This is a genomic window from Alteromonas sp. a30, assembly GCF_026788005.1.
Taxonomy (GTDB): Bacteria; Pseudomonadota; Gammaproteobacteria; order Enterobacterales; family Alteromonadaceae; genus Paraneptunicella.
The window spans coordinates 96,736-120,373 of sequence record NZ_JABEPE010000006.1 but is presented as its reverse complement, the minus strand read 5'-3'; the positions used below and the strand labels follow the sequence as shown (position 1 = coordinate 120,373).

The following is a 23,638-nucleotide window of genomic DNA, read 5'->3' as shown; positions in this document are numbered from 1 at the left end:
GTTATTTACGGGTCAAGAAAGCCTTGGCCCAACAACCAAAGCCAATACCAACGGTGACAGCGGCATACACGATATGTAATCCGTGTAACGGTAGGATCAAACCACCAATACAAAAAGTGGAGCCTATGAGCGTGTAAAACTGTGTTTTGCGGCTCAAACGTTCAATTTTGGCTTGCGTTTCAAACCAAACTCTTTGCTTTTCAGGCAGCAACTTTACTTGTTTTAATGAGTCGTAAAGTAGGTCCGGTACTTCTGGCATTTTTTCCGTCCAATAAGGAAAGTTCGCCTGAACCTTTTTAAACATAGCGCTAAATCCAACTTGCTCTTTCATCCAATTTTCAAGGAAGGGTTTGGCGGTTTGCCACAAATCTAATTGTGGATAAAGCTGACGTCCAAGTCCTTCAATGTAGAGCAGGGTTTTTTGCAGTAGCACTAACTGTGGCTGCACAACCATGTTAAAGCGTCTTGCTGTGTTGAATAGTTGCAATAGTACATGACCAAATGAAATTTCGGCCAAGGGCTTGTGGAATATTGGCTCACAAACGGTACGGATAGCAATTTCGAATTCGTCGATGTTAGTGTCGTAAGGCACCCAACCTGAGTCGACATGTAGCTCTGCTACTTTGCGATAGTCACTGTTAAAGAAGGCCACAAAGTTTTCTGCTAAATAGCGCTTGTCTTCACGGTTTAATGTACCAACAATGCCAAAATCAATAGCGATATATTTGGGGGCATCAGGGTTGGATGCATCCACGAAAATATTGCCAGGATGCATGTCGGCATGGAAGAAACTATCGCGGAACACTTGTGTGAAAAACACCTCTACCCCACGTTCAGCCAACACTTTCAAGTTGACATTTTTACTAATGAGCGTGTCTATGTCGGAAACGGGGACACCTTTAATGCGTTCCATGACGATTACGTCTTTGGTGCAGTAATCGGCGTAAATATAGGGGATATGCAACGATTTTGAGTTTTCGAAATTACGTGCTAATTGAATGCCATTGGCAGACTCTCGCATCAGATCGAGTTCATCAATAATGGTTTTACGGTATTCTTCCACGACTTCTATTGGACGCAAGCGCTTGCCATCGGGCAGTAATTTTTGCGCTATCACCGCAAAGGAGCGCATTAGTTCAAGATCCGCTTGTATGGTTTTGGCAATGCCCGGTCGAGTTACTTTCACGACGACTTTTTCAGCATCTAAGCGCAAGGTTGCTGCATGTACTTGCGCAATAGACGCTGACGCTAGCGCTGTTGTATCGAATTCGGAGAAGATTTCATCTAATGAGTTAATGCCGAGAGAGCGCAGAATAATACTAATGGCCTCATCACCGCTGAATGGCTCTACGTTGTCTTGTAAAATCGCGAGTTCAGTGGCGATGTCGGGGGGAAGAATATCGCGTCGTGTTGATAGCATTTGACCAAATTTGACGAAAACTGGCCCTAAGGTTTGCAAAGCTAAGCGCAAACGTTGCCCGCGGTTGTGCTCTGGATAACGATTACGCATCCAAAACAACATCACTTTTAAATAGCGGATATACCAAGGGAGAAAGCGCTTAGGGATCCATTCATCTAACCCGTGTTGTAATAACGTTTTTGCAATGGTGTAAAAGCGCTTAATTCTCACCGCTTGTCCTTCTCAATATTAGTTTTGGGTTTTGGCTTGATTAACTAAGTGTTCGATGCGGGCTTCAAGTCGGCCGACTTGTCCGCGAAGCGAGCTTATATCCGATACAAACTGTTCAATCTCTACCGCATGAGGAATCAGCTTTTTTTCTTCTATCGCACCTTCTTTGAGCATGGTCGATATGTGTTGTAATCCATGTGATAAACGGACTTTTGCTTTCTCTGCCATCAAGAAAAACTGGTGTGCAGCGACATCCCCTACATAACGTGAAAGGTGCTCTTCCCAGTCAATATTGAGGTCTTTAACCAGTGTACTAAAGTGTTGGGCAACGTGAATATCGCCTTCTAGATCTAAGCGTTTTTCTTGGATGAGGCGTGTAATTTGGCTGCTATCTTTTAATTCGCTGAGCGTACCCATTTGTAAGCTGATATGGCAATCAGCCGAGGGTTCAAGTTTATTTGTGCTTTGAGCTGCATCAACTTGCGTTAACACATCAACACGATCAGAAAAGGCAAATGTTAGCGGCCAAGGAAGCTCTTTGATACTGACTTTCAAGCGCTTATCCTGCAAAGGTTGTAGGCGTTTCGCAGAAATTGGATCGAGTTTTATGATGGTGTTTAACAGCGCTTCTATTGCGCCACCGGCAAGTTGTTTAGCTGGCATCAGAATTTAAAGCCTCTATGTAAAGCAACGATACCGCCGGTTAGATTGTGATAACTTGTTTGTTCGAAGCCGGCGCTATCCATCATGGATTTAAGTGTTTCCTGATCAGGATGCATTCGGATGGATTCTGCCAGGTATTGATAGCTTTCGGCATCATTCGCAATGACTTTACCCATATTGGGCAATAAGTTGAATGAGTACCAGTCATAGATTTTACTGAAGGTTTCGCTTTCAGGCTTTGAAAACTCAAGTACCAGCAAGCGACCACCGGGCTTTAAGACTCGATACATAGAACGTAATGCTTGGTCTTTATCGGTAACGTTGCGAAGACCAAAGGCAATGGTAACTAAATCAAAATGGTTTTCTGGAAAGGGCAAATGTTCTGCATCGGCCTGAACCCATTCAACGTTGCCAACGATGCCTTTGTCCCGCAGTCTATCGCGGCCAACCTGCAACATACTGGCATTAATGTCGGCTACAATGACTTGCCCTTTAGGGCCTGTTAAACGAGAAAATTTAGCGGCGAGGTCGCCGGTTCCACCAGCAAGATCTAATACCTTTTGTCCGGGGCGAATACCACTACAGTCAATCGCATAACGTTTCCATAAACGGTGAATACCCAATGACATTACATCGTTCATCACATCGTATTTATCCGCCACTGAATGAAATACTTCTGCCACCATTGAGGCTTTGTCTGTTTTCTCTACCTGTTTAAAGCCAAAGTGAGTTGTATTTTCGGGGATATTTTCATTGTTCATGCAAAATTAGCCTGGAAATTCGTTTAACAAACGGTGGCATAGTGTAACAGAAAAACAGATACCACAAGCACGGATTTAAAGGGAAGGTCGCTGTTTGATTGGAATTAAGTATAAGGCGACAAATCAATAATCTCGACTACACTCATTTATAAGATTTATCCCTTAGGTATTTGCTACAACCTCATCTAATTGAGTCTGAAGTTGTATTCTGGAGAATTAATTTATGGCGGATTGTGCAATCTGTATTTTGGAGCCTAACGATATTGAAAGGGAGATTTTGGAAGGCATCCTAGCGGAAGAAAAAGATCTTCATTTTTTCAACTCTGGAGAGGCATTGTTAAGCTCCCTTAAAATGCATTTGCCGGCGCTTGTGATTACCGAAACACAAGTTAATGGTGAGAGTGGCTATGACATATGCAGAGTCATAAAGAGGGATTTCGAAGCCTACAATACAACGGTGGTCTTTTTGTCTTCCCATACATCCGTTGATGAGCGCTTGAAAGGCTTGGAGGCTGGAGCAGATGACTATATTTTTAAACCCTATGATATCATTGAGCTATATACCAAGATTAAGGCAGCAAGGGAGCGAATCACTAATCAGGTTGCATTAAAACAGCAGCTTAGTTTAGCCAGTGACACGGCGATGCAGGCAATGTCGGCGCAAAGTGAAATGGGCTGTGTATTGCAAGCTGTGCGCGATATGAATTGTTCGAGTAACTTTGACCAACTATGTGACGCTCTGTTTTCTTGTTTAAAGAAATTTGATTTAGGTTGCACAGTCTTTTTCTACAAAATTAAAGAACCTACCTATGTGCCAACCCCTGGACGCCAAGTCACGCCTATTGAGAGTCAAATTATTACAATGGTGAGAGAGCAAGGTCGGATATGGGAGCGAGGATCAAGAGCTGTTTTTAACTTTCAACGTGCGTCTTTGTTAGTTTTGAACATGCCGGAGGATAGCGATAAGGCAGGAAGACTAAGGGATAGTTTATGTGTATTAATGGAGGCGTTTGATGTTCGAGTTGACAACTTAAATAAACAACAGCAGCTTGTTAATGCGCGTGAAAGACAAGATGCCGTGCGGGAAATATGCAATTTATTAAGTAATGCTTCTAGTCGCCTACGCGACAGTGTGAGTAATAGCCATGTTGCGCTTCGGGAACTTGTTAACGATTTTTGGGAGCTTGTACCTCGTCTTGGTTTAGAAGAGGATCAAGAAACTGCCATGCACAGGTTAATGGATAGAGCGTTGGAGGATATTAACCGAGGCTTTGAGGAGTCTGAAGAAACATGTGCCATTGTGAGCAGAGTGATTGATCGTTTACAAAAAATTTAATGTGAGTGCTTTTGTATTAGGGCTCGAACGACGCCGAGCCCTAATCAAGGTGAGATAGTTGGTTATTGCACTGAGCTAGCCCTATTGAATGCCACTGTGACGTAGCAGAGGATCAATACTCGGTTCCCTACCTCTGAATGCTTTGAATAAATCCATAGGTTCTTCGCTACCTCCTTGTTCCAAAATGTGATGTAAAAACGCGTCACCCACTTCTCGGTTAAAAATACCTTCTTCTTCAAAGCGACTATACGCATCTGAAGATAAGACCTCTGCCCATTTGTATGAGTAGTATCCAGCAGAGTAGCCACCACCAAAAATGTGAGTAAATGCATTTTGGAAACGGTTGGAAGCCGGAGGGATATTTACAGCGACTTCTTTTCTAACCTCATCTAATACGGCCTGTACATTTGTGGATGCATCGTAGTGTTGGTGTAACCGGAAATCGAAAATGGAAAACTCAAGTTGTCTTACCATCTGCATTGCCGATTGGAAGTTTCTGGCGCGGAGCATTTTTTCTAATAGATCATCAGGCAGAGGTTCCCCTGTTTCGTAGTGACCTGATAGGAAAGATAGGGTGTCTTTCTCCCAACACCAATTTTCTAAAAACTGGCTGGGCAGCTCAACTGCATCCCAAGGCACACCATTAATACCGGAAACGGCCATCACATCAACTTTGGTTAACATGTGATGGAGCCCATGCCCAAATTCGTGGAATAAAGTAATGACTTCGTCGTGAGTAAATAAGGCGGGCTTGCCATCAACGGGACCACTAAAGTTGCAGTTTAAATAAGCAATTGGGAATTGTAGTGAACCGTCCATTTTGATGTGGCGAGTGCGGCATTCATCCATCCACGCACCGCCGCGCTTTTTCGGTCTGGCGTAGAGGTCTAGATAGAAGCCTCCACGTAACTCGTCGTTGTCATCTGTAATTTTGTAGAAGCTAACGTCTTTGTGCCAAACATCCACATCAGGCACTTTCTCTATCTTCAATCCATACAAGCGAGAAACGACTTCAAACATCCCGTTAACCACTTTTTCTTCCGGGAAGTAAGGACGGAGCATCTCATCTGAAATATTGTATTGGGCATGTTTCAGTTTTTCAGAATAGTAAGGCATATCCCAAACTGCGAGATCACTCACGCCAAATTCGGCCTGTGCAAAGTCGATGACTTCTTGGCGTTCTTTTTGTGCTTGTGGTTTAGAGCGCACGGCAAGATCATGCAAGAAGCTGTTTACCTGCTCAGTGCTTTCTGCCATTTTTGTTGCAAGTGACAATGCTGCATAGTTGTTAAAACCAAGTAGCTCAGATAACTCCGCTCGCAGTGCCAGTATTTCGTCAATAAGAGGTGCGTTATCCCATTTCCCCGCATTTGGGCCAACGTCGGAAGCGCGAGTGGTGAAAGCGGTGTACATTTCTTCACGTAAGGCGCGATTGTCGCAATATGTCATGACAGGCAAGTAACTCGGAATATCTAGAGTGAAAAGCCAGCCTTGTAAGTCTTGTTGTCTCGCGGCTTGAGCTGCTGCGGCTTTAGCTGAATCAGGTAAGCCTGCTAGTTCAGACTCGTCAGTAATATGTTTATTCCAGCCTAGCGTCGCGTCCATTACCTGATTGCTAAATTTAGAACTCAGCTCCGAAAGTTTGGACTTTATTTCTCCATAGCGTTGTTTCTTTTCATCTTCTAAGGCAACACCAGAAAGCTTGAAATCGCGAATAGCGTCGTTAACAACTTTTTTCTGTGCAGTCGTTAGGTCATTGAATGATGCATCTTCTTTAATGGCAACATGAGCTTCGAATAATGCTTTATTTTGCCCTAGCCAAGTACCGTATTCAGATAATAGGGGTAAACAAGCGTCGTGCGCTTCGCGTAACTCCTCACTACTTACGACAGAATTCATGTGGGAAATAGGCGACCAAAACTTGCTGAGTTCATCTTCAGCAGCGTCAACAGGGGCGATGAGGTTGTCCCATGTAAAATGGGATTGTTTTAACTTTTCTTCAACGGTTAATTTGCAGTTGGCGATAAATTGCTTTAGCTGTGTTTCGATTTGATCGGGTTTAACATCTGAAAACTTAGGTAAATCGAATTGGCTCATAGATGAGTATCCTGTCGGCGTTGTCTTGGTTATTACCATTAAATAAGACGTAAACAGTAAAACTCAAGTGGAATCGTGATTCTTTCTGTAAAAAGCAAAGTTAATGATATTCAAAAATGTATAGAAAACTTACCTGTTGAGTGGTAGTGTGACACTAAGAAAATTATTTACCGCATGTTAAGTCATCGCCAAAATGGTCGATAGTCTATTTAGAGAATGAAAATAGGTAAATAAAATTCTCTGTTGGCATGAATTCTGCACTATGCAGCGAGTAGTAGTGATAGCAGTCAAATTTTGGGCATGACAAAAATATCTCATACGGGAGCGTTAGAATGTTGGCTTTTACTTTTGATATTATTACCGTTGTTGTTAGTAGTTGGGCTGAGCGTCGTCAGGCGCAAGCAAAGCCATTACCAAACGGCCATTTTTTAGCTTAAGAAGAGTGCTTATTTTTAGTGTATAAGTGTCTTTTTTGACATGATATGTGCTGAAAATGTCACAAAAGAGGTTTGAGCGTTAAACGGACCTCTTTTGCGACAAGGCACTGCTTAAGTTGAGTGTGTTTTTAAAGTTCTATTTGATTTCGACTTTTCGTTGGTTTTCCACCTGTTTGGCGGGTTTATCAACCGTTACTGTAAGTAGTCCATTGTTATAATTAGCATGAACAGACTCATCGCTTGTAATTTCATAAGGTAACGGAATGATGCGCTTGAACGCCCCATATGAGCGTTCTACCAAATGGTACCCTTTCTCTTTCTTGTCTCCTTTTTCGAATTTCTTTTCGCCTTGAATAATCAGTGTATTACCTTGCACTTCAATATGAATATCGTCCTTATTCATGTCAGGCAATTCAGCTTTAATCTCAAAGTGTTCTTTGGTCTCTGCAACGTCGACAGCAGGCTTGACAAAGTCACTTGAGCGTTCATCAAACGGGTTAACCATAGGCCAATCTGCCATCCAATTATCGAATACCTTATCAACCTGCTTACGCAGCTCTGACGGTTGGCTTTTTGAATGATGATGAAAAATGTTAGGGAAGAAACTCATAATTGTTACCTCAATAAAAAATGAAATATCGGTTTAAGTTCCAAGGTTTTATCTTCAAGACCAGTAAGATAAGCATAGGCTTGGGTTGATTTTTTACAAGACAACACAAGATACTCTTTTGCTTTAGATCAATAATTTGGTTTTATCAGCGTGTAATGAGTAATTGGTAAAAAATATTGCAACAGGTGTTTCTAATTTATTGAATCTATCCTATGAAAAAACCAATTTGCATTTTTGACTGAAAAGTTCAAAGTAATGCCCGAACCAACAACGAAGAGATAACAATGGCTGATTTTGATTATATTTGTATAGGCGCAGGTAGCGGTGGTATTGCTTCTGCAAATCGTGCAGCAATGCGTGGCGCAAAAGTTGCCCTTATAGAAGGTAAGGTCGTCGGCGGTACTTGTGTGAACGTGGGTTGTGTGCCGAAAAAGGCCATGTGGTTTGGCGCACAAGTTGCTGAAGCGATCAATTTATATGCGCCGGACTACGGTTTCGATGTCACTGTTAACAACTTTAGTTGGAAAACCTTAGTTGAAAATCGTGAAGCTTATATTGATCGTATCCACGGCTCATATGATCGTGTTTTGGCGAAAAACGGTATTACACGCATTGAAGGTTATGCCCACTTCGTTAATAACAATACTGTTTCTGTGAATGGCAAAGAGTACACCGCCGATCACATCTTGATTGCAACGGGAGGAAAGCCCGTTTTCCCAGATATTCCGGGGGCAGACCTTGGTATTGATTCAGATGGTTTTTTCGCGCTTAACGAGCAGCCCAAGCGTGTTGCCGTTGTCGGCGGTGGTTATATTGCGGTAGAGCTTGCTGGCGTATTGCATTCATTAGGGTCTGAAGCCCATTTGGTTGTTCGTGGTGATAAACCGCTCCGTAATTTCGACGAAATGTTAAGCACAACGTTAGTTGAAATGATGGCGGAACATGGCCCGACACTTCATAAAAACAGCGCACCTGAAAAAGTTGAAAAGAACAGTGATGGCAGCCTAACGTTAACGTTTGTTACTGGTAAATCGGTAGTTGTAGATAAAGTCATTTGGGCTATTGGCCGTTCTCCTTTAACGGAAAATCTAGCGTTAGAAAACACTGACGTTGAGCTAAATGAGCGCGGTTATATTAAAACCGACGAGTTTGAAAATACCACAGCACCAAATATTTATGCGTTGGGTGACATCAACGGCAAGATTGAGCTTACACCAGTGGCAGTAAAAGCAGGTCGTTTGCTTTCTGAAAGACTATTCGGCGGCAAGCCTGAAGCCAAAATGGATTACGACTTAGTGGCAACAGTCATGTTTAGCCATCCTGCTATTGGCACAGTTGGTTTAACTGAAAAAGAAGCGATTGAGCAATACGGGGAAGACAATGTAAAAGTGTATAACAGTGGTTTTGCTGCAATGTACACAGCCGTGACCCGTCATCGCCAAATGACAAAGATGAAGCTAGTGTGCGCTGGCGAAGATGAAAAAGTAGTTGGCCTGCACGGAATTGGCCTCGGCATGGATGAAATCCTGCAAGGTTTTGCCGTTGCTATGAAAATGGGTGCCACCAAAGCCGACTTTGATGCCTGCGTAGCGATTCATCCAACATCAGCGGAAGAATATGTAACTATGACCTAATATGGCATAAGTCACCCGCTTGTTTTGAAAAACCGCTTTTGGTGAAGACTAAAAGCGGTTTTTTGTTTTTAGCTCTAAGCCACTTACTACCGTAGGGACTTATTGTTCATGGAGAGGCTTTTTTCGCAGCCCTCTCATGGTATTAGATGCCTAGATTCTGAAATTGATGAGGGTTCTTTTCTTCTATGTATGATTGACATGATGCTTCATAGCGCATGTCCGATCTCGCTGATGACGCCCTGTGCAATCTGATCCCATAGCCACCACACAATTCTGAGTGATACACTCGCCTAACGAGATCTAAAAACTAATCGTTCAGATAAAATTGAGGCGAGTAAACATGAAAAAAGTGGCAGTAATTCTTTCTGGCTGTGGCGTATTTGATGGTGCTGAAGTTCATGAGTCTGTGCTGACGTTGCTTAATATTGCAAAAGCGGGGGCGAGCTATGAATGTTTTGCGCCTGATATTGAGCAAATGCACACAATCAATCACCTAACGGGTGAAGAGATGCAACCTAACCGTAACGTGCTGGTGGAGTCGGCACGCATTGCGCGTGGTGAAATTAAAGCGATTACTGAGCTAAATGTGGCTGATTTCGACGCGCTAATTATTCCCGGTGGTTTTGGTGGTGCGAAAAATCTGTGTAACTTTGCGGTAAAGGGGGCGGATGCAGAAGTACAGGATGATGTTTTAGCGGCATGTAAAGCGTTTGCCGATGCGAGTAAACCGGCGGGGTATATTTGCATTGCTCCGGCGATGATCCCAGTGGTGTATGGTAAAGGAGCGAAAGCCACGATTGGCACAGATGAAGAAACCGCTTCTGCGTTAACCGCAATGGGTGGTGAGCATGTAAGTTGTCAAGTAAATGACATCGTTGTTGATGAAGAAAGAAAAGTGGTGAGTACACCTGCGTATATGTTGGCGGGTTCTATTTTGGAAGCCGATGCAGGCATTAGTAAGCTCGTGGCGAAAGTGCTTGAACTAGCTTAAAGCAAGTAAAAGCCTTGCTTCCTATGTTTAAAATCGAAAAAGGCGCTAGTGAATAATCATCAGCGCCTTTTACATTTCTTGGAGCAGGTATGTGGCGAGTTTGCGGTAAACCACTGAATCCATAAATCCCTATAAGTCACTAACAATAAAACACCGCTATTTAGTTAAGCTTTTTGGGCTGTTTTTCTTGGCAGTCTTTTGGATTAAAACCTTTCAAACTTTTTACCGACTTAAAGCCTGCTTCTACTGCGCGTGACAGTTTTTCCGCTGGGATTTCGTAAACATGGATATTACCTGTGCCGTGTCCGCACATTTGAGGACGCATCATGCCATCATTTGATGAATAGGAGCACATAACCGGAATGCCAATTTCGCGCAGTGACTGCCCCATTTCAGCATTGCTCATGCCACTAAACTTTTCGCACTGCTTAGAGCCATCGTATTTAAAAACCTGAACAAATTCAGGGGCATCGTGATGATGAGTGTGTTTTTTATCTGTTCCATCGTGTGCTTGAGCGCATGCAATGGTGAACAAAGTACAAGTTGCGATGATGAGTCGACGCATAGTAAATACCAGAGTGTAAGAAGTAATTGAACGACTAATATGCCATTAGAAAAAAGGCTGTCAATTGCGACAGCCTTTTAGCCATGTTGGGTTCAGCTAAACTTGCTCATAAGCCCAGCCTATCCACTGCATTAAGCAAGCGACATCGGAAGCTTCCACCGTTGCTCCACCCCAAATACGGATGCCGATAGGTGCATCTCGATAAGAGGCAATATCGTAGGCGACACCCTCTTCTTCAAGTAACTTAACAAGCGCTTTGACTTTGGCTTCTCCACCATCAAGGCTCAAGCAAATGCTGGTTTCGCTTAAGGTTGCAGGGTCTTCCGCGAGAAAGTGAATCCAATCGTGTTGATCGACAAACGCTTTGACTGCTTTTAAGTTGGCTTTACAGCGCGCAATTGAAGCATCAACGCCACCCATTTGCTCAACCCAATTAAGAGCATCAAGGTAATCTGCAACACACAGCATGGAAGGTGTGTTGATGGTTTCACCTCGGAAAATACCTTCAATAAGCTTACCGTTTTTGGTCATGCGGAAGATTTTCGGCAATGGCCACGGTGGAGTGTAACTTTCCAACCTAGCTACGGCTCTAGGACTTAAAATCAACATGCCGTGCGCGCCTTCGCCACCAAGCACTTTTTGCCAAGAGAAGGTGACAACATCGAGTTTTCCCCATGGTAATTCCATGGCAAATACCGCAGATGTGGCGTCGCAAATCGTTAATCCTTTACGATCATCCGGTATCCAGTCACCATTTGGTACTCTCACACCCGATGTTGTGCCATTCCATGTAAACACAACATCGTTATCAAAGTTGGCTTGCGATAGATCAGGCAACACACCATAGTCAGCAATAAATTCCCGAACACCTTCCAGCTTGAGCTGGTTTTTGATGTCGGCGACCCATGTTTTACCAAAGGTTTCCCATGCCAGAATATCCACGTTGCGCTCACCCAACATCGACCACAAAGTCATTTCAACTGCGCCAGTGTCGGAAGCAGGAACAACCCCAACTCGGTAATCCTCAGGAAGTTTTAAGAGCGCTTTGGTTTTTGAGCAAGTTTGCCCAAGCGCTTCTTTACCAATGGAAGAGCGGTGTGAGCGACCCAATGTTGAAATATCAAGGTTATTCACATCATAACCCGGGCGCTTAGAGCACGGCCCAGATGAAAAGTGTGGATTAGATGGCTTAATGCTCGGTTTCATGCTGCTCCTCTTAACGCCTAATGTACCACATAATTAGTCTTTCTTAGCTTTGGTGTGATATTCCAAACACACTTCCACTTCTTGTTTCGAGCCCATAATCACAGGGACTCGCTGGTGGATTTCCGTTGGCATGATTTCCATGATGCGTTTTTCTGGTGTCCATGCCATACCGCCTGCTTGTTCAATTAAGAATGACATCGGATTTGCTTCATATAGCAAACGTAATTTGCCCGGTTTGTTTGGCTCACGGTTATCGTATGGGTAGGTGAAAATACCACCTCGCGTTAGCACTCGGTGAATGTCGCCTACCATGGCGGCAATCCAGCGCATATTGAAGTTTTTACCTCGGGGGCCATCTTCGCCTTTTAACAAGTCGCCAATGTAATCTTGCATGGGCTTTTCCCAGTGACGCTGATTCGAAGCGTTAATGGCAAATTCCTGTGTTTGCTCTGGAATTTGAATATTGCCTTTGGTGAGTAGGAATCCACCGTGGGTTTTGTCTAACGTATAAAGGTGCGTACCGCGACCGGTAGTAAGCATCATCACTGTAGACGGGCCGTACAGTACGTAACCTGCGGCAACCGTTTGTGCACCTGGTTGTAAAAAGGCTTCTGGATCGTCGGCATCCATCCATTGCGGTGCGTGTTGGATAGAAAAGATTGTGCCGATAAGGCTGTTTATGTCGATGTTCGATGAACCGTCGAGAGGGTCGATGCTGACAAGGTATTTACCTTCAGGATGACATGGCACAACGGTGTCTTCTTCTTCCGAGGAAAGTGCCTTAACATAGCCCGACTCGCTTAAAATATCCTTTAGGATTTGGTTGGAAATAACATCGAGTTTTTTCTGCGTTTCACCCTGCACGTTTTCACTCAATGTGGAGCCTAACACGCCTGCTAATTCCCCTTGACCAACACGGAAAGAGATTTCTTTACAGCCCGCGAGTAACGTTCGAATCAACAGGATTAGTTCAAGAGGGCAACCATCTTCTTGGAGTTGTGAGTTCAATCGCTTCATAAAATCATACAGCCTTTATATTAGTGAAGTTCTTCTGTGTAGAGGGGCTACCAATATTATTGTTATTATTTTCAATTTCTGCTCGGTAACTGGCGTTCAAGCTGATATTGTACTGCATCTGAACGGTTAACTCACGCAGTGGGAAATATTTCAAAAGAATTTTTATGCATATCCACATACTTGGAATTTGCGGCACCTTTATGGGGGGGATTGCCGCATTGGCAAAGGCGTTAGGGCACAAAGTCACAGGCTCTGACCAACAAGTTTACCCGCCAATGAGTACGCAACTTGAAGCGCTCGGTATAGAGCTACATACCGGCTACGACATCCAACAATTTGAGCCTCGGCCTGATATGGTCGTTGTTGGTAATGCTATGTCTCGCGGTAATCCTGCCGTTGAATACGTCCTTGACAATAAACTGCCATATACCAGCGGGCCACAATGGCTACTTGATAACCTGCTTAAAGATCGTTGGGTCTTAGCGGTTTCTGGTACTCACGGCAAAACAACCTGTAGCAGCATGTTGGCTTGGATTCTGGAATATTGCGACATGAAGCCCGGTTTTTTGATTGGAGGCGTGCCTGAAAACTTTGGTATTTCTGCTCGCTTAGGTGACTCGCCTTTCTTCGTTATTGAAGCCGATGAATACGACACTGCGTTTTTTGATAAACGCAGTAAATTCGTACACTACCGCCCTAATACGCTGGTGATTAACAATCTCGAATTTGATCACGCCGACATTTTCGACACCATTCACGATATTCAACGCCAATTCCATCATCTGCTCAGAATGGTACCAAGCAATGGTTTGGTATTAACGCCACAAGGAAATAACAATGTTGATGCGGTTTTAACACAAGGCTTGTGGTGCGCTAATGAGCAAATTGGTCGTGAATGGACAAGCAAACATAAAAATGACGCTGGCAGCGAATTTGATGTGTACTTTAATGGCGAATTGCAAGGGACTGTAAATTGGGAGCTAATTGGTCAGCATAATGTTGATAATGCCCTGATGGCGATTGCTGCGGCGCGCAATGTGGGGGTGAAACCCGATTTTGCGATTGAAGCTTTGGCAACGTTCAAAAGTGTAAAGCGTAGAATGGAAATGTTAGGTGAAGCCAGTGGCGTGACTCTTTATGATGATTTTGCTCATCATCCTACCGCTATTCAAACTACTCTCGATGGATTACGAGCTAAGGTTGGTAGCGAACGCATTGTTGCGCTATTGGAATTGCGATCCAATACCATGAAATCTGGGTATCATAAAGACACCCTAGTCGACTCGCTTGCTAAGGCAGATCATACGTTCATTTTTAAACCCGGTGATCAGGATTGGTCATTAGCTTCGCTCAATCAAGAAGCTAACGAAGTTTTTAATGATATGACACTGCTGAAACAAGCTGTGAAGGATTATGTTCAACAAGGTGACCACTTACTCATTATGAGCAACGGTGGCTTTGGCGGCATTCACAAGCAGTTGCTAAATGAGTTACAAGAAAAATAAACGAGCTTCAATAACATAGGTGAGTTTCATGGCTTCAAAAGACATTACCTTAGCGTTTACTGGTGCATCGGGAGCGCCTTATGGAATAAGGCTTCTTCAGGCGCTTGTCGCAGCAGAATATAACGTGCATTTGTTGGTATCGTCCGCAGCTAAAGTGGTGTTTAAAACCGAGCACGACATTTCCGTTCCCGGAAGCCCAGAAGCGATGCAAACCTTTTTTTCGGAGTATTGTGAAAGTCGAGAAGGGCAAATTCGCGTTTATGGGAAAGAAGAATGGTTTTCCCCGGTCGCTAGCGGTTCTGCGGCACCTAAAAAAATGGTAATTTGCCCCTGCTCCACTAGCACTCTGTCTTCCGTTGCCACTGGCGCCAGCAATACGTTAATTGAGCGCGCTGCGGATGTGGTCATTAAAGAGCGTGGTCAGCTTATTATGGTTGTGCGTGAAATGCCGCTTTCTAGTATCCATTTACAAAACTGTCTAACGCTTAGCAATTTAGGCGTAACCATTATGCCTGCTGCGCCGGGCTTCTATCATCAGCCAAAATCCATCGACGATATTATTAACTTTGTAGTTGCCCGAATTTTGGATCATATCGGTGTAGAACAAGACCTAATGATGCGTTGGGGTTACGATCATAAGAATTAGTTCTACACTTAGTTTTATCTCTCATTTCAGGCGTTTTTCGGTTTTTATTCTAAGCTGAATCCCGCCTTAGCCGTTTATTCAAACTAGCTTTACACAGGAAAAACAATGCAACGTTTTATTTTATGTTTCTTGCTTAGTATTTGTGCAAGCAGCCATGTTTATGCGTGGGGATTAACAGGGCACCGAGTTTCAGGGGCGATTGCTGAAAAGTACCTCACGCCTGAAGCTAAGCAATTTATTAGCGAATTGATGGGGCCTGAAAATTTGGCTCAGGCATCCACTTACCCAGATGATCAACGCTCTAATCCTGCCGAATTCTGGCAGAAAACCGCAAGTCCTTGGCATTATGTCACTGTACCAAAAGGCAAGTTGTACAAGGAGGTTGAGCATCCGAAAGAAGGTGATGCAGTAACCGCATTAAACTCGTTTAGCAAAACACTGATCGACCCTAAAGCCTCAAAAGAAGACAAGCAGCTTGCACTGCGTTTTATCGTGCATTTGGTAGGTGATTTACACCAGCCACTTCATGCTGGTAACGGCACGGACCGAGGTGGTAATGATGTTAAACTTGAATTTTTCTGGAAAGACTCCAACTTACATAGGGTGTGGGACAGTGAAATGATTGATAGAAGACAACTGTCTTATTCAGAGTGGACAAACTGGCTCACGAGAGCGATTACCGAAGAACAGCGTAAAGAATGGGAAGAAGTTAACCCTATGGTGTGGATTAAAGAGAGCACCGAAATTCGTGATCAAATTTATCCTGTTCCGCCAAAAGATAACGGAAAAATCAAGTTAAATTGGCAATATGCGTATGATCACGCTCCACAAATTCAACGTCGCTTGTCACAAGCTGGTGTGAGATTAGCCGCTTATTTAAATAACCTTATTTCTACTCAGCAAATACAATAATCCTCACTGTAAGCCATTTGCCTACAGCAATGTAAGACATGTCCTACATTGCTGTAGGATAAGCGGTGAAATTCGTGTCTTCCTAGTATTTTTCATAAATCCTATCTAATTGAAATATAAAAATAAATTTTTGTTTTTGGTTTTGGTGGTTAAGTTATTGACCGCTTCATTTCTTTGCCTTTTATAGAAAAGAATCAGGAAAAAACTATAGTTATAACCGTCACAAGGAAACACCGAGGTCAGGAAGAACTTAGGACAACTTCAGGAAGAAGATTACAACTTAAAGGAATGAGTTGTTTGTAGGAATAAATCAGGGAGTGATAATGGACACACCGTCAAGGTGCCCCAATCAGGAAGATTGGGAATAACGGAACTAAGACATTGTTCAAGGATGAATGTTTCCTTTAAGGATTAAAGGAAGCGTAAATGGAAAAAAGAATGTCAATAGCTAGCTTAGGGAAGGTTAGCGCAAGGAGCAAAAAGGATAATCAAGGAGGATAGTTAAACAGGATGTTTAATATGCGAAGGAACACATTCTGGGATGAATGCCCTAGTCAGGAAGATTAGGTTAAATGGACTAAGCCAACAATGGAATCGTTGGTGTCAGGATAGAAGTGACGTTGTCACTGTGTCGAAAGGAAATCGGCAATGGAGTTTTAAGAGAGGGAACTAATACAATGCGATTGGCGTGGCAAATGCTACGCCAGCAGCATTAAATTCGCATTAGCCTGCGCTTACATAAGCACATGACGTTCCCACTTTTCATTTCTGTCTTTTATCAAATAATCCCGATTAAACTTTTAGTTTTTCTGCAAATGTTTTTTTGAATTTTGCCAATTTTGGGGCAACGACCATATTGCAGTATTGGTTTTGAGGGTTATTGGTAAAGTAGTCTTGGTGGTACCCTTCTGCTGGATAATAGTTTTTGATTTCAACTACTTCAGTTACAACAGGTTCGTCCCAAATTCCGTCTTCTTCAATTTCCTTGATGATGTCTTGTGCAATTTGTTTTTGTTCTGCGCCATGATAAAAAATCGCACTTCGGTATTGCGGACCAATATCATTTCCTTGTCTATCCACTTGCGTGGGGTTATGCAGCGAGAAGAAGATTTCAAGTAGCTGGCGGTAACTTAGCTCTTCCGGGTTAAATTCAACACGTACAACTTCTGCATGACCAGTATCTCCCTTACACACCGCTTCATAAGACGGGTTTTCGACATGACCTCCTGCATAACCAGAAATAGCCTCTTTTACACCTTGAATACTATTGAGTGCTGCTTCAATGCACCAAAAGCAGCCACCCGCTAACGTGGCTTGTTGTGTTTTCTTCATTTGATTTTGTTAACCATCAATGCGTTGTAATCTGGAAGGTAGTTCTAACAAACTTCCTTAACTGAGTAAATGAGAAGCAGAAATAAGGCATAGAATGAATGGGTTTGTTATATTTCGAATAATAAGAAAATAATCCTTGTTGAACGTAACGCTATGCTGTGAACGGGGGTTCGACAACGACCTTGCCCAACGAATGCCATCAAATAATCCTTTTTTAACAATGCCTGTAAGGGCTCAACTCCTTAGAGCAACAAAACACTCTTTATTGGGAACGCTTTCCATTGTGTTATTCAATTTGGCCGATATGTGGTTTATTGGCCGCCTTGGCTTAGATGAACTCGCAGCTTTGGGTTACGTAGGGCCGATTCTGCTTATTTTAATTTCTGTATTGATTGGCTGTGAGTTAACCGCCTCAATTCTGCTTTCTGAAGCATTAGGAAAGTCGAAGCAAGTTGAAGTGCGAAGTACCCTTGTTGGCGTCTTGTCTTACGGGTTGACGATAACGCTTGTTTTATTGCTTGTCGGCATATTTTTCTCTGAATGGATAGTACAGGCACTTGGCGCCCAGACAAGTATTCTAGAGTTGGCAAATACTTACTTACAAGTTTGGTTGTATGGTTATCCTGCTTTAGCGGTCTGTCTGATTGGCACTAGCATTCTTCGGGCTGGTGGAAAAACTAAACTTGCAGGTTACATTCTACTAAGTGCGACATTAAGTAACACCGTACTCGATCCCGTTTTTATCTTCGGAGTCGGAGATTGGGTAGGTTGGGGTATGGAGGGCGCCGCTTGGGCCTCAGTGTTGACGCGTGTCGTTGCGGCGATATTTGTTATTTATTATTTAAATCTGCATTTCGCTTTAAGAGAGTATAACTTCTCCAAATTGGCATCTTTATATACATTGTGGAAAAACATTGTTGGCCTAGCGTCAACGATAACGTTTAATCGTTTAATTATTCCTTGCGCCACGGCGATTGCTACTGCATACATTTCGCAGTTTGGTAAGGCTTCGGTCGCGGCATTTGGAGTAATAAATGTACTGCAAACACTGCCTATCGCGTTTATCTTAGCGTTAAATGGGGCGCTTATTCCTTTTTTAAGACAAAATGCCAGCGCAGGTAATATAAGTCGTGCAGCACAGTCGGTTAGATTCTCCCTGTTTTTCATTGCTGTTTGGGCAGGTGCTCAGGCTGGCCTGTTTTTTGTTCTGTCTGATTGGATAGCAAGTCACTTCACCACAGAAAAAAACGCCACCACGTTACTGCATTTTTACTATCAATACATTCCTATCTCCATGATAGGTATCGGACTTTTTCTTGTGAATAACTCTGTGAGTTACAGTTTTAAGCAAGGACCTCGGGTGTTGAAGTTGAATCTCATAAGAGTGCTATTTTTGTACTTGCCTTGCATATTTGTGGGAGGCGAATTAGGTGCCGATAAAGGGGTGTTAGTGGCGTTAGGGGTCGCGAATGTAGGGATGGGAATTGTTGCGCTAATTTCTATTTCACAGCATTTTAAAAAAGGCTGTTTACGTATTGCACGGGTTTAGCATTTTCTGTTTCTCCATAGCAATCCAAACGCTTAACGATGGCGTATATACTCTGAATCAAGGTGGACAAAGACAATGCAAACTCAATCACAAGCTATGCCAGAATTAACCGTCTTCTATGATGGAACTTGCCCACTATGTGTTTCTGAAATGAAAAGTCTTACGCGTCAGGATACTCGCAATGCGCTTAGGTTAATTGATGTTCAGAAAGAAGGTGCTCTATCCGATTATCCATTTATCAGTCGGGATGCTGCGTTAACAGTGTTACACGGCATTGATGCAAATGGACATTTGGTCAAAGGTCTTGATGTAACTTATTTGGCATGGAAAGCCATTGGTAAAGGCTGGATGATTGCACCGTTGCGTTGGCCAATAGTGAGGCTTGTTGCAGATTGGGTATACGTTAAATTCGCGACGCACCGTTATCGTATTTCGGCTTTATTGACAGGAAAGGCGCGCTGTGAGCAATGTAGGCTGAAATAGTCTTGGGAGGAACATGCATCAAAGTCAGCAAAAAAATGCCTTAGTCATCGGGCTGGGAGGTATTGGACAAGCAGTCGCCCAAGCGTTGATTGATTCCAAAGTTGTGGGGGCGGTGTATGGCGTTTCTCGCCGAAGCTTGCCTGAAGCGCATGCACTACAACAAGCATCGTCCTACCATCCTGTGCTTGTAGAGGACTATGAAGAAAGCTCAATTGAAAATGCTTGTGCTGCGTTGCCCCAAGGTCAGTTTTCATTGGTAGTGTGTACGTTAGGCATTCTGCACGATTCGGTAACGCAATTATATCCAGAAAAAAAGCTTGAAGATTTAACTCCCTCCCATCTATCTCAATACTTCTTAGAAAATGTCACCATTCCAGCTATTTGGCTGAAACATGTTGTGCGTCTATTGGCCCCAAAACATCCTAGCCAGATTGTCTTTTTAAGTGCAAGAGTTGGCAGTATATCGGATAATCGGTTAGGCGGTTGGTATGGTTATCGATCTGCTAAATCGGCTTTAAATATGCTGGTGAAAACAGCGCAAATTGAAGTATCGCGACGTTATAAGCAGTGTGCATTAGTGCTTTATCATCCTGGCACGGTTGATACAAGACTCTCTGTTCCTTTTCAACAGAATATCCCTCAAGAAAAACTGTTTACACCGGAATTTACCGCTCATCAGTTGCTCTCTTGCTTGCCAAACTTGGCGGCACATGATGCGCCCCATTATATCGATTGGTCTGGCCAGACGATTCCTTGGTAAACATAATTTTCCAAGTATTTATATTCATTTAAAAAGACATTTTGTTAGGCAATTGTTAACATCAGCCTCCAAGTGTAATGCCACGGTGTTTGGTATTTAGCGAAAGTAAAAAAATAATAATTTAATGAAGGGAGAGGGTATGAGTGCACCTCGTGAGCAGTTTGGCTCAAAACTCGGGTTTATTCTCGCAGCAGCCGGTTCAGCCGTAGGTATCGGTAATATGGTGGGCTTCCCTGTTGCTGCAACAAAAAATGGTGGGGGCGCATTTTTGCTCATTTATGCCATTTTTGTTCTTGTGATCTGTCTTCCCGTAATGCTTGCGGAAATGGCAGTTGGTCGTCACTCCCAAAAAGATCCTCTTGGTGCTTACAATAAATTATCAGGTGGTGCTGCTGGGTGGCGTCTTGCTGGTTGGTTATCCATTATTACCCCGTTTATGATTGCGGTATTTTACATGGTCATTACCGTTTGGATCTTCGGATATTTATTCCATTCCGTTACAGGAGATCTAAACATGCTTGCTGACCCAAGTACCTTTGGGAGCTTTATTAATTCGCCAAGTGTGTTTATTTTCCTCGGTATTGTAACCGCTTTGGTTTATTTGATTCTGCTGGGTGGTGTACAGGAAGGAATTGAAAAAGCCGCTAAGTTACTCATGCCAACGTTGTTTTTCATGCTTATCGGCATGGTTATCTTTGTTCTAACCTTGGACAATGCGTTTGCGGGTGTTGAATATTATTTAATTCCAGACTTTTCTAAAATAACAGCCTCCACAGTTAGCTCTGCTTTGTCTCAAGCGTTTTTCTCATTGAGCTTAGGGATGGGGATTATGATTACTTATGGCTCTTATTTGAATCGGAGTAATGGCGTTCCCGGAGCAGCTAAAATGGTTGCGCTAACCGATACAGCAGTCGCGTTTATCGCTGGATTAATGATTATTCCAGCGGTGTTTTCATTCAATCCAGATACAAATACCAGCGAGCTAAGTGATTCGTCAGTGAGTTTGATTTTTTCCTTCTTACCTAAGATCTTCTTAGCGTTGCAAGCAACTATCGGCTACCTCGGCGCAAGTATTGTCGCGTCTGTTTTCTTCTTATTAGTGTTCTTTGCCGCAATTACCTCGCTTGTTTCAATTTTGGAAGTACCCAATGCCGCTTTAATGGATGAGCGAGATATGACTAGAAAGTCATCTTTGATGGTTTTAGGTGTGGCAATGCTTGTATTAGCGCTGGTTTCGATTACCTCTTTTGGAATGGTGGACTTCTTTACGCAATTCGTGGGTTATGCGGGTCAAAGTAAGTCTTTCTTCGATGTGTTGGTTGATGTGTTTTACGATACCATTTTGCCTTTTAACGGGTTCCTGATTTGTATTTTTGTTATTTACCGTTGGAAGAAAGCTAATTTTAATGCAGAACTTGATCACGGTGAGCCAAGTTACGAAGGGAGTTTCTTCGAGAAGTATGTCGATTTCTCGGTTGGTACTTTTATCCCTGTTATTCTTCTCCTTATTTTTATCAACACAGTTGCCTTGAAGTTTTTTGGTCAAGGATTGATTGGGTAAGGTCAACCTAACTGAGTAATGAATTGAAAAAAGCCCTGTTTCTTCAAGAGCAGGGCTTTTTCTTTGTATTCGCCAAAACTTACGTGAGAGGAATCATGTCAAAAGGGCTCGGATACACCAATTTCACATTCAAACGAGAAAGCGTATTTTGGCAATCTATTTGCCTTGGGTTTTCTGGAATCGGCGTCTCAACGAACTGCGGTGGTTTAAGCGATAACTGAGTTGCCGCCCACGTATAGTATTCCTGTTTAGTTGGGTGCTCTGTTGAGCATAATAAGAAAGTTTCGCCCCAAGCGTCCTTATCTAAAATAGCGTTTATTGTGTTAATCACGTCTTTCCTGTGTACTAAATTCACTGGTTGATAAGGTTGAGCGATATTGGTTTTTCCAGCCAAGGAATTAATCGGATGGCGTGTACCCCCTACTAAACCTGCAAGCCGCAAGATGCTGACTTGGTGGGGGTAATGTTGTAATAGGTGATGCTCGATGTTGACATGGGCCTTGCCTGAGTCTGTTTTAGGAGAAGTTGGGCTTGTGTGATCGATGATGCCTGGTTGTTCGCCATAAACGGACGTTGTGCTGATAAACAGTATGCGTTGTGTCCCTTTTTGCATCAATTCGTCACACAGCAAACAAACGTTTCGGAAGAAAAGAACTGGGTCAACAGTGCGTCTTCTAGGAGGAATATTAATAATCGCTATTTCGGAAACGAGGGTATCCGGTAGCGATTGTCCCAAGCTAAAAGCCGCTGCTTCCCAACCTTGAGCTTTCAAGGTGTTAACATCGTCTTGCGTTTGTTTAGAAAGCCGAATTGAGTTGCCGGTCGATTGAAGCTGTTCAGCTAGTGCAAAGCCTAACCACCCTGCTCCTAATATGCTAATTGAACGCATGATTGATCTCTCATTTATCAAATTGTCGTGTGTGGTTGGTAGTTAAATACGGTTTACAACGTGAAAAATATCTCCTAAGCAGCTATTTTCCGCTATTTTTTTGATCTGATCCCCTAGGAAAATTGTGATATTCCGTCATAATACCGCCTATGTTTTCAAAGAAGGTATTTGTTATGGGCGATTGGGGTATAGCCATTGTTTTTGGTTTAATGGTAGCAGCGTTTTCTTTGGGTTTAACCAGCATTATTACTGGATTCTTAAAGCCTTCTGAAGGTGTTGCAGCTATTCAACATCGAGTCGAATATGGCTTTTTTGGAGCTGCTGGCTTGGTTGTGGCTGCGGTACTTGCCTACGCTATTTTAACCGCGTAAATTTCTCCATTCTTACAAAGAAGCCGAATCAGATGGGCGAAACTGATTCGGCTTAGTTCAATGAAGCAGGAACGCAACATCCTGCTGCGACCCCCATTATTGCAATTCGGTGCAGCTAATGCACGTAAAAAGCACTAATTCTGTATTGCAATAAGTTGATTAGCTTTGATTTTTTCTACTTATAGGGTGTTTCTAGAACGGGGCTTCCTTGTATTGAAGGAAAGTAAAATTCGTTTATTTGATATGTCAAAAATAGCGGATAATTATTTCTTTATATAAAGTTTTTCTGGATTAAACATCCGCTGAAGGACGTATTTAATCGAAAAAATAGGCAGATAACGACATCTTCTTCGGCACATCATGCCGACTCTCGTCAAATGGGCGCGTCCCTGCCTTGACCTCCGTAATAGAAACTATTTCGCGTGGTAGGTATCAATACCTAACATTTTGTAGATAAAACACGTGCCGGTTGCACTTGTTAACCAAAGCCCTGCGCCAGCTATAAGAAGGACCACGCTGACGCTATCTGGCAAAATTTGTTCTACTGCTACGGCCAGAAACAGACAGGCCAAAATAGAGCGGATGGCAGTGTCTAAAATGCCGACATTATCTCGATCAACCATGTTTCTTCTCCTACAATTGAGTACAGGAAGATTATTCCAGAATACTAAATATAGAAGCTT

22 protein-coding genes are annotated in these 23,638 nt (G+C 43.0%); 11 read left to right on the top strand and 11 right to left on the bottom strand.

Annotation, left to right across the window (positions count from 1 at the left end; translation table 11 throughout):
* Window position 1 precedes the first annotated feature (1 nt).
* The 3 genes from ubiB to ubiE are packed head-to-tail and all read right to left on the bottom strand — an operon-like array spanning window position 2 to window position 3,054.
* Window positions 2-1,630: a ubiquinone biosynthesis regulatory protein kinase UbiB gene (gene ubiB / locus HJG39_RS07995; protein ID WP_268408376.1), complete on the bottom strand. Its 1,629-nt coding sequence runs from the start codon at window positions 1,628-1,630 to the stop codon at window positions 2-4.
* An 18-nt stretch (window positions 1,631-1,648) separates the two neighbouring features.
* A complete protein-coding gene (locus HJG39_RS07990) occupies window positions 1,649-2,293 on the bottom strand; it encodes a ubiquinone biosynthesis accessory factor UbiJ (RefSeq protein ID WP_268408375.1) in 645 nt (214 codons plus the stop codon).
* Window positions 2,293-3,054: a bifunctional demethylmenaquinone methyltransferase/2-methoxy-6-polyprenyl-1,4-benzoquinol methylase UbiE gene (ubiE, locus tag HJG39_RS07985; RefSeq protein WP_268408374.1), complete on the bottom strand. Its 762-nt coding sequence runs from the start codon at window positions 3,052-3,054 to the stop codon at window positions 2,293-2,295. The genes HJG39_RS07990 and ubiE overlap by 1 nt, the downstream gene beginning before the upstream one ends.
* A gap of 223 nt (window positions 3,055-3,277) precedes the next feature.
* Between ubiE and HJG39_RS07980 the strand changes: the two genes are divergently transcribed.
* On the top strand, window positions 3,278-4,390 hold the full coding sequence (locus HJG39_RS07980; RefSeq protein ID WP_268408373.1) for a response regulator: 1,113 nt from the start codon (window positions 3,278-3,280) through the stop codon (window positions 4,388-4,390).
* Window positions 4,391-4,471: 81 nt separating this feature from the next.
* On the opposite strand, the gene prlC is transcribed toward HJG39_RS07980, so the two are convergent.
* Both prlC and HJG39_RS07970 read right to left on the bottom strand, forming a co-directional pair.
* Window positions 4,472-6,487: an oligopeptidase A gene (prlC, locus tag HJG39_RS07975; RefSeq protein ID WP_268408372.1), complete on the bottom strand. Its 2,016-nt coding sequence runs from the start codon at window positions 6,485-6,487 to the stop codon at window positions 4,472-4,474.
* A gap of 573 nt (window positions 6,488-7,060) precedes the next feature.
* Complete coding sequence (locus HJG39_RS07970; protein ID WP_268408371.1) at window positions 7,061-7,534, bottom strand: Hsp20/alpha crystallin family protein; 474 nt, start codon at window positions 7,532-7,534, stop codon at window positions 7,061-7,063.
* Between the two features lie 284 nt (window positions 7,535-7,818).
* On the opposite strand from HJG39_RS07970, the gene gorA reads away from it, so the two are divergent.
* Together gorA and elbB are read left to right on the top strand one after the other, a co-directional pair.
* Window positions 7,819-9,168, top strand: a complete 1,350-nt coding sequence (gorA, locus tag HJG39_RS07965; RefSeq protein WP_268408370.1) for a glutathione-disulfide reductase — start codon at window positions 7,819-7,821, stop codon at window positions 9,166-9,168.
* Between the two features lie 340 nt (window positions 9,169-9,508).
* Window positions 9,509-10,159: an isoprenoid biosynthesis glyoxalase ElbB gene (elbB, locus tag HJG39_RS07960; RefSeq protein WP_268408369.1), complete on the top strand. Its 651-nt coding sequence runs from the start codon at window positions 9,509-9,511 to the stop codon at window positions 10,157-10,159.
* 160 nt (window positions 10,160-10,319) lie between these two features.
* Here elbB and HJG39_RS07955 read toward each other — a convergent pair whose 3' ends face one another.
* The 3 genes from HJG39_RS07955 to HJG39_RS07945 all read right to left on the bottom strand — a co-directional run bounded on the left by HJG39_RS07955 (window position 10,320) and on the right by HJG39_RS07945 (window position 12,947).
* A complete protein-coding gene (locus HJG39_RS07955; RefSeq protein ID WP_268408368.1) occupies window positions 10,320-10,724 on the bottom strand; it encodes a hypothetical protein in 405 nt (134 codons plus the stop codon).
* Window positions 10,725-10,820: 96 nt separating this feature from the next.
* A complete protein-coding gene (locus HJG39_RS07950) occupies window positions 10,821-11,930 on the bottom strand; it encodes a phosphoserine transaminase (protein WP_268408367.1) in 1,110 nt (369 codons plus the stop codon).
* Window positions 11,931-11,963: 33 nt separating this feature from the next.
* The gene (locus HJG39_RS07945) at window positions 11,964-12,947 is read right to left on the bottom strand and encodes a class 1 fructose-bisphosphatase (protein ID WP_268408366.1); all 984 of its coding nucleotides are present in this window, start codon (window positions 12,945-12,947) and stop codon (window positions 11,964-11,966) included.
* Between the two features lie 164 nt (window positions 12,948-13,111).
* On the opposite strand from HJG39_RS07945, the gene mpl reads away from it, so the two are divergent.
* The 3 genes from mpl to HJG39_RS07930 all read left to right on the top strand — a co-directional run bounded on the left by mpl (window position 13,112) and on the right by HJG39_RS07930 (window position 16,010).
* Window positions 13,112-14,452: a UDP-N-acetylmuramate:L-alanyl-gamma-D-glutamyl-meso-diaminopimelate ligase gene (gene mpl, locus HJG39_RS07940; protein WP_268408365.1), complete on the top strand. Its 1,341-nt coding sequence runs from the start codon at window positions 13,112-13,114 to the stop codon at window positions 14,450-14,452.
* Between the two features lie 28 nt (window positions 14,453-14,480).
* Entirely contained in the window at window positions 14,481-15,098 is a 618-nt protein-coding gene (locus HJG39_RS07935) for a flavin prenyltransferase UbiX (RefSeq protein WP_268408364.1), read from the top strand.
* Window positions 15,099-15,203: 105 nt separating this feature from the next.
* Window positions 15,204-16,010, top strand: coding sequence for a S1/P1 nuclease (locus HJG39_RS07930; protein ID WP_268408363.1), 807 nt, complete (start codon window positions 15,204-15,206; stop codon window positions 16,008-16,010).
* 792 nt (window positions 16,011-16,802) lie between these two features.
* Here HJG39_RS07930 and msrA read toward each other — a convergent pair.
* Complete coding sequence (gene msrA, locus HJG39_RS07925; protein ID WP_268408362.1) at window positions 16,803-17,342, bottom strand: peptide-methionine (S)-S-oxide reductase MsrA; 540 nt, start codon at window positions 17,340-17,342, stop codon at window positions 16,803-16,805.
* Between the two features lie 136 nt (window positions 17,343-17,478).
* Between msrA and HJG39_RS07920 the strand changes: the two genes are divergently transcribed.
* The 4 genes from HJG39_RS07920 (at window position 17,479) to HJG39_RS07905 (ending at window position 21,695) form a co-directional block, all read left to right on the top strand.
* Window positions 17,479-18,891, top strand: a complete 1,413-nt coding sequence (locus HJG39_RS07920) for an MATE family efflux transporter (protein WP_268408361.1) — start codon at window positions 17,479-17,481, stop codon at window positions 18,889-18,891.
* A 75-nt stretch (window positions 18,892-18,966) separates the two neighbouring features.
* Window positions 18,967-19,374: a thiol-disulfide oxidoreductase DCC family protein gene (locus HJG39_RS07915; protein WP_268408360.1), complete on the top strand. Its 408-nt coding sequence runs from the start codon at window positions 18,967-18,969 to the stop codon at window positions 19,372-19,374.
* A 13-nt stretch (window positions 19,375-19,387) separates the two neighbouring features.
* Window positions 19,388-20,134 (top strand): SDR family NAD(P)-dependent oxidoreductase, encoded by a 747-nt coding sequence (locus HJG39_RS07910; protein ID WP_268408359.1) that lies wholly within the window; start codon window positions 19,388-19,390, stop codon window positions 20,132-20,134.
* A 139-nt stretch (window positions 20,135-20,273) separates the two neighbouring features.
* Entirely contained in the window at window positions 20,274-21,695 is a 1,422-nt protein-coding gene (locus HJG39_RS07905; protein ID WP_268408358.1) for a sodium-dependent transporter, read from the top strand.
* Window positions 21,696-21,774: 79 nt separating this feature from the next.
* Here the strand turns inward: HJG39_RS07905 and HJG39_RS07900 are convergent, their stop codons facing one another.
* Window positions 21,775-22,584, bottom strand: a complete 810-nt coding sequence (locus HJG39_RS07900; protein WP_268408357.1) for an oxidoreductase — start codon at window positions 22,582-22,584, stop codon at window positions 21,775-21,777.
* Between the two features lie 173 nt (window positions 22,585-22,757).
* Here HJG39_RS07900 and HJG39_RS07895 point away from each other — a divergent pair, with 173 nt between their 5' ends.
* A complete protein-coding gene (locus HJG39_RS07895) occupies window positions 22,758-22,955 on the top strand; it encodes a hypothetical protein (RefSeq protein ID WP_268408356.1) in 198 nt (65 codons plus the stop codon).
* A 413-nt stretch (window positions 22,956-23,368) separates the two neighbouring features.
* On the opposite strand, the gene HJG39_RS07890 is transcribed toward HJG39_RS07895, so the two are convergent.
* A complete protein-coding gene (locus HJG39_RS07890) occupies window positions 23,369-23,578 on the bottom strand; it encodes a YgaP family membrane protein (RefSeq protein WP_268408355.1) in 210 nt (69 codons plus the stop codon).
* Window positions 23,579-23,638: the final 60 nt, after the last annotated feature.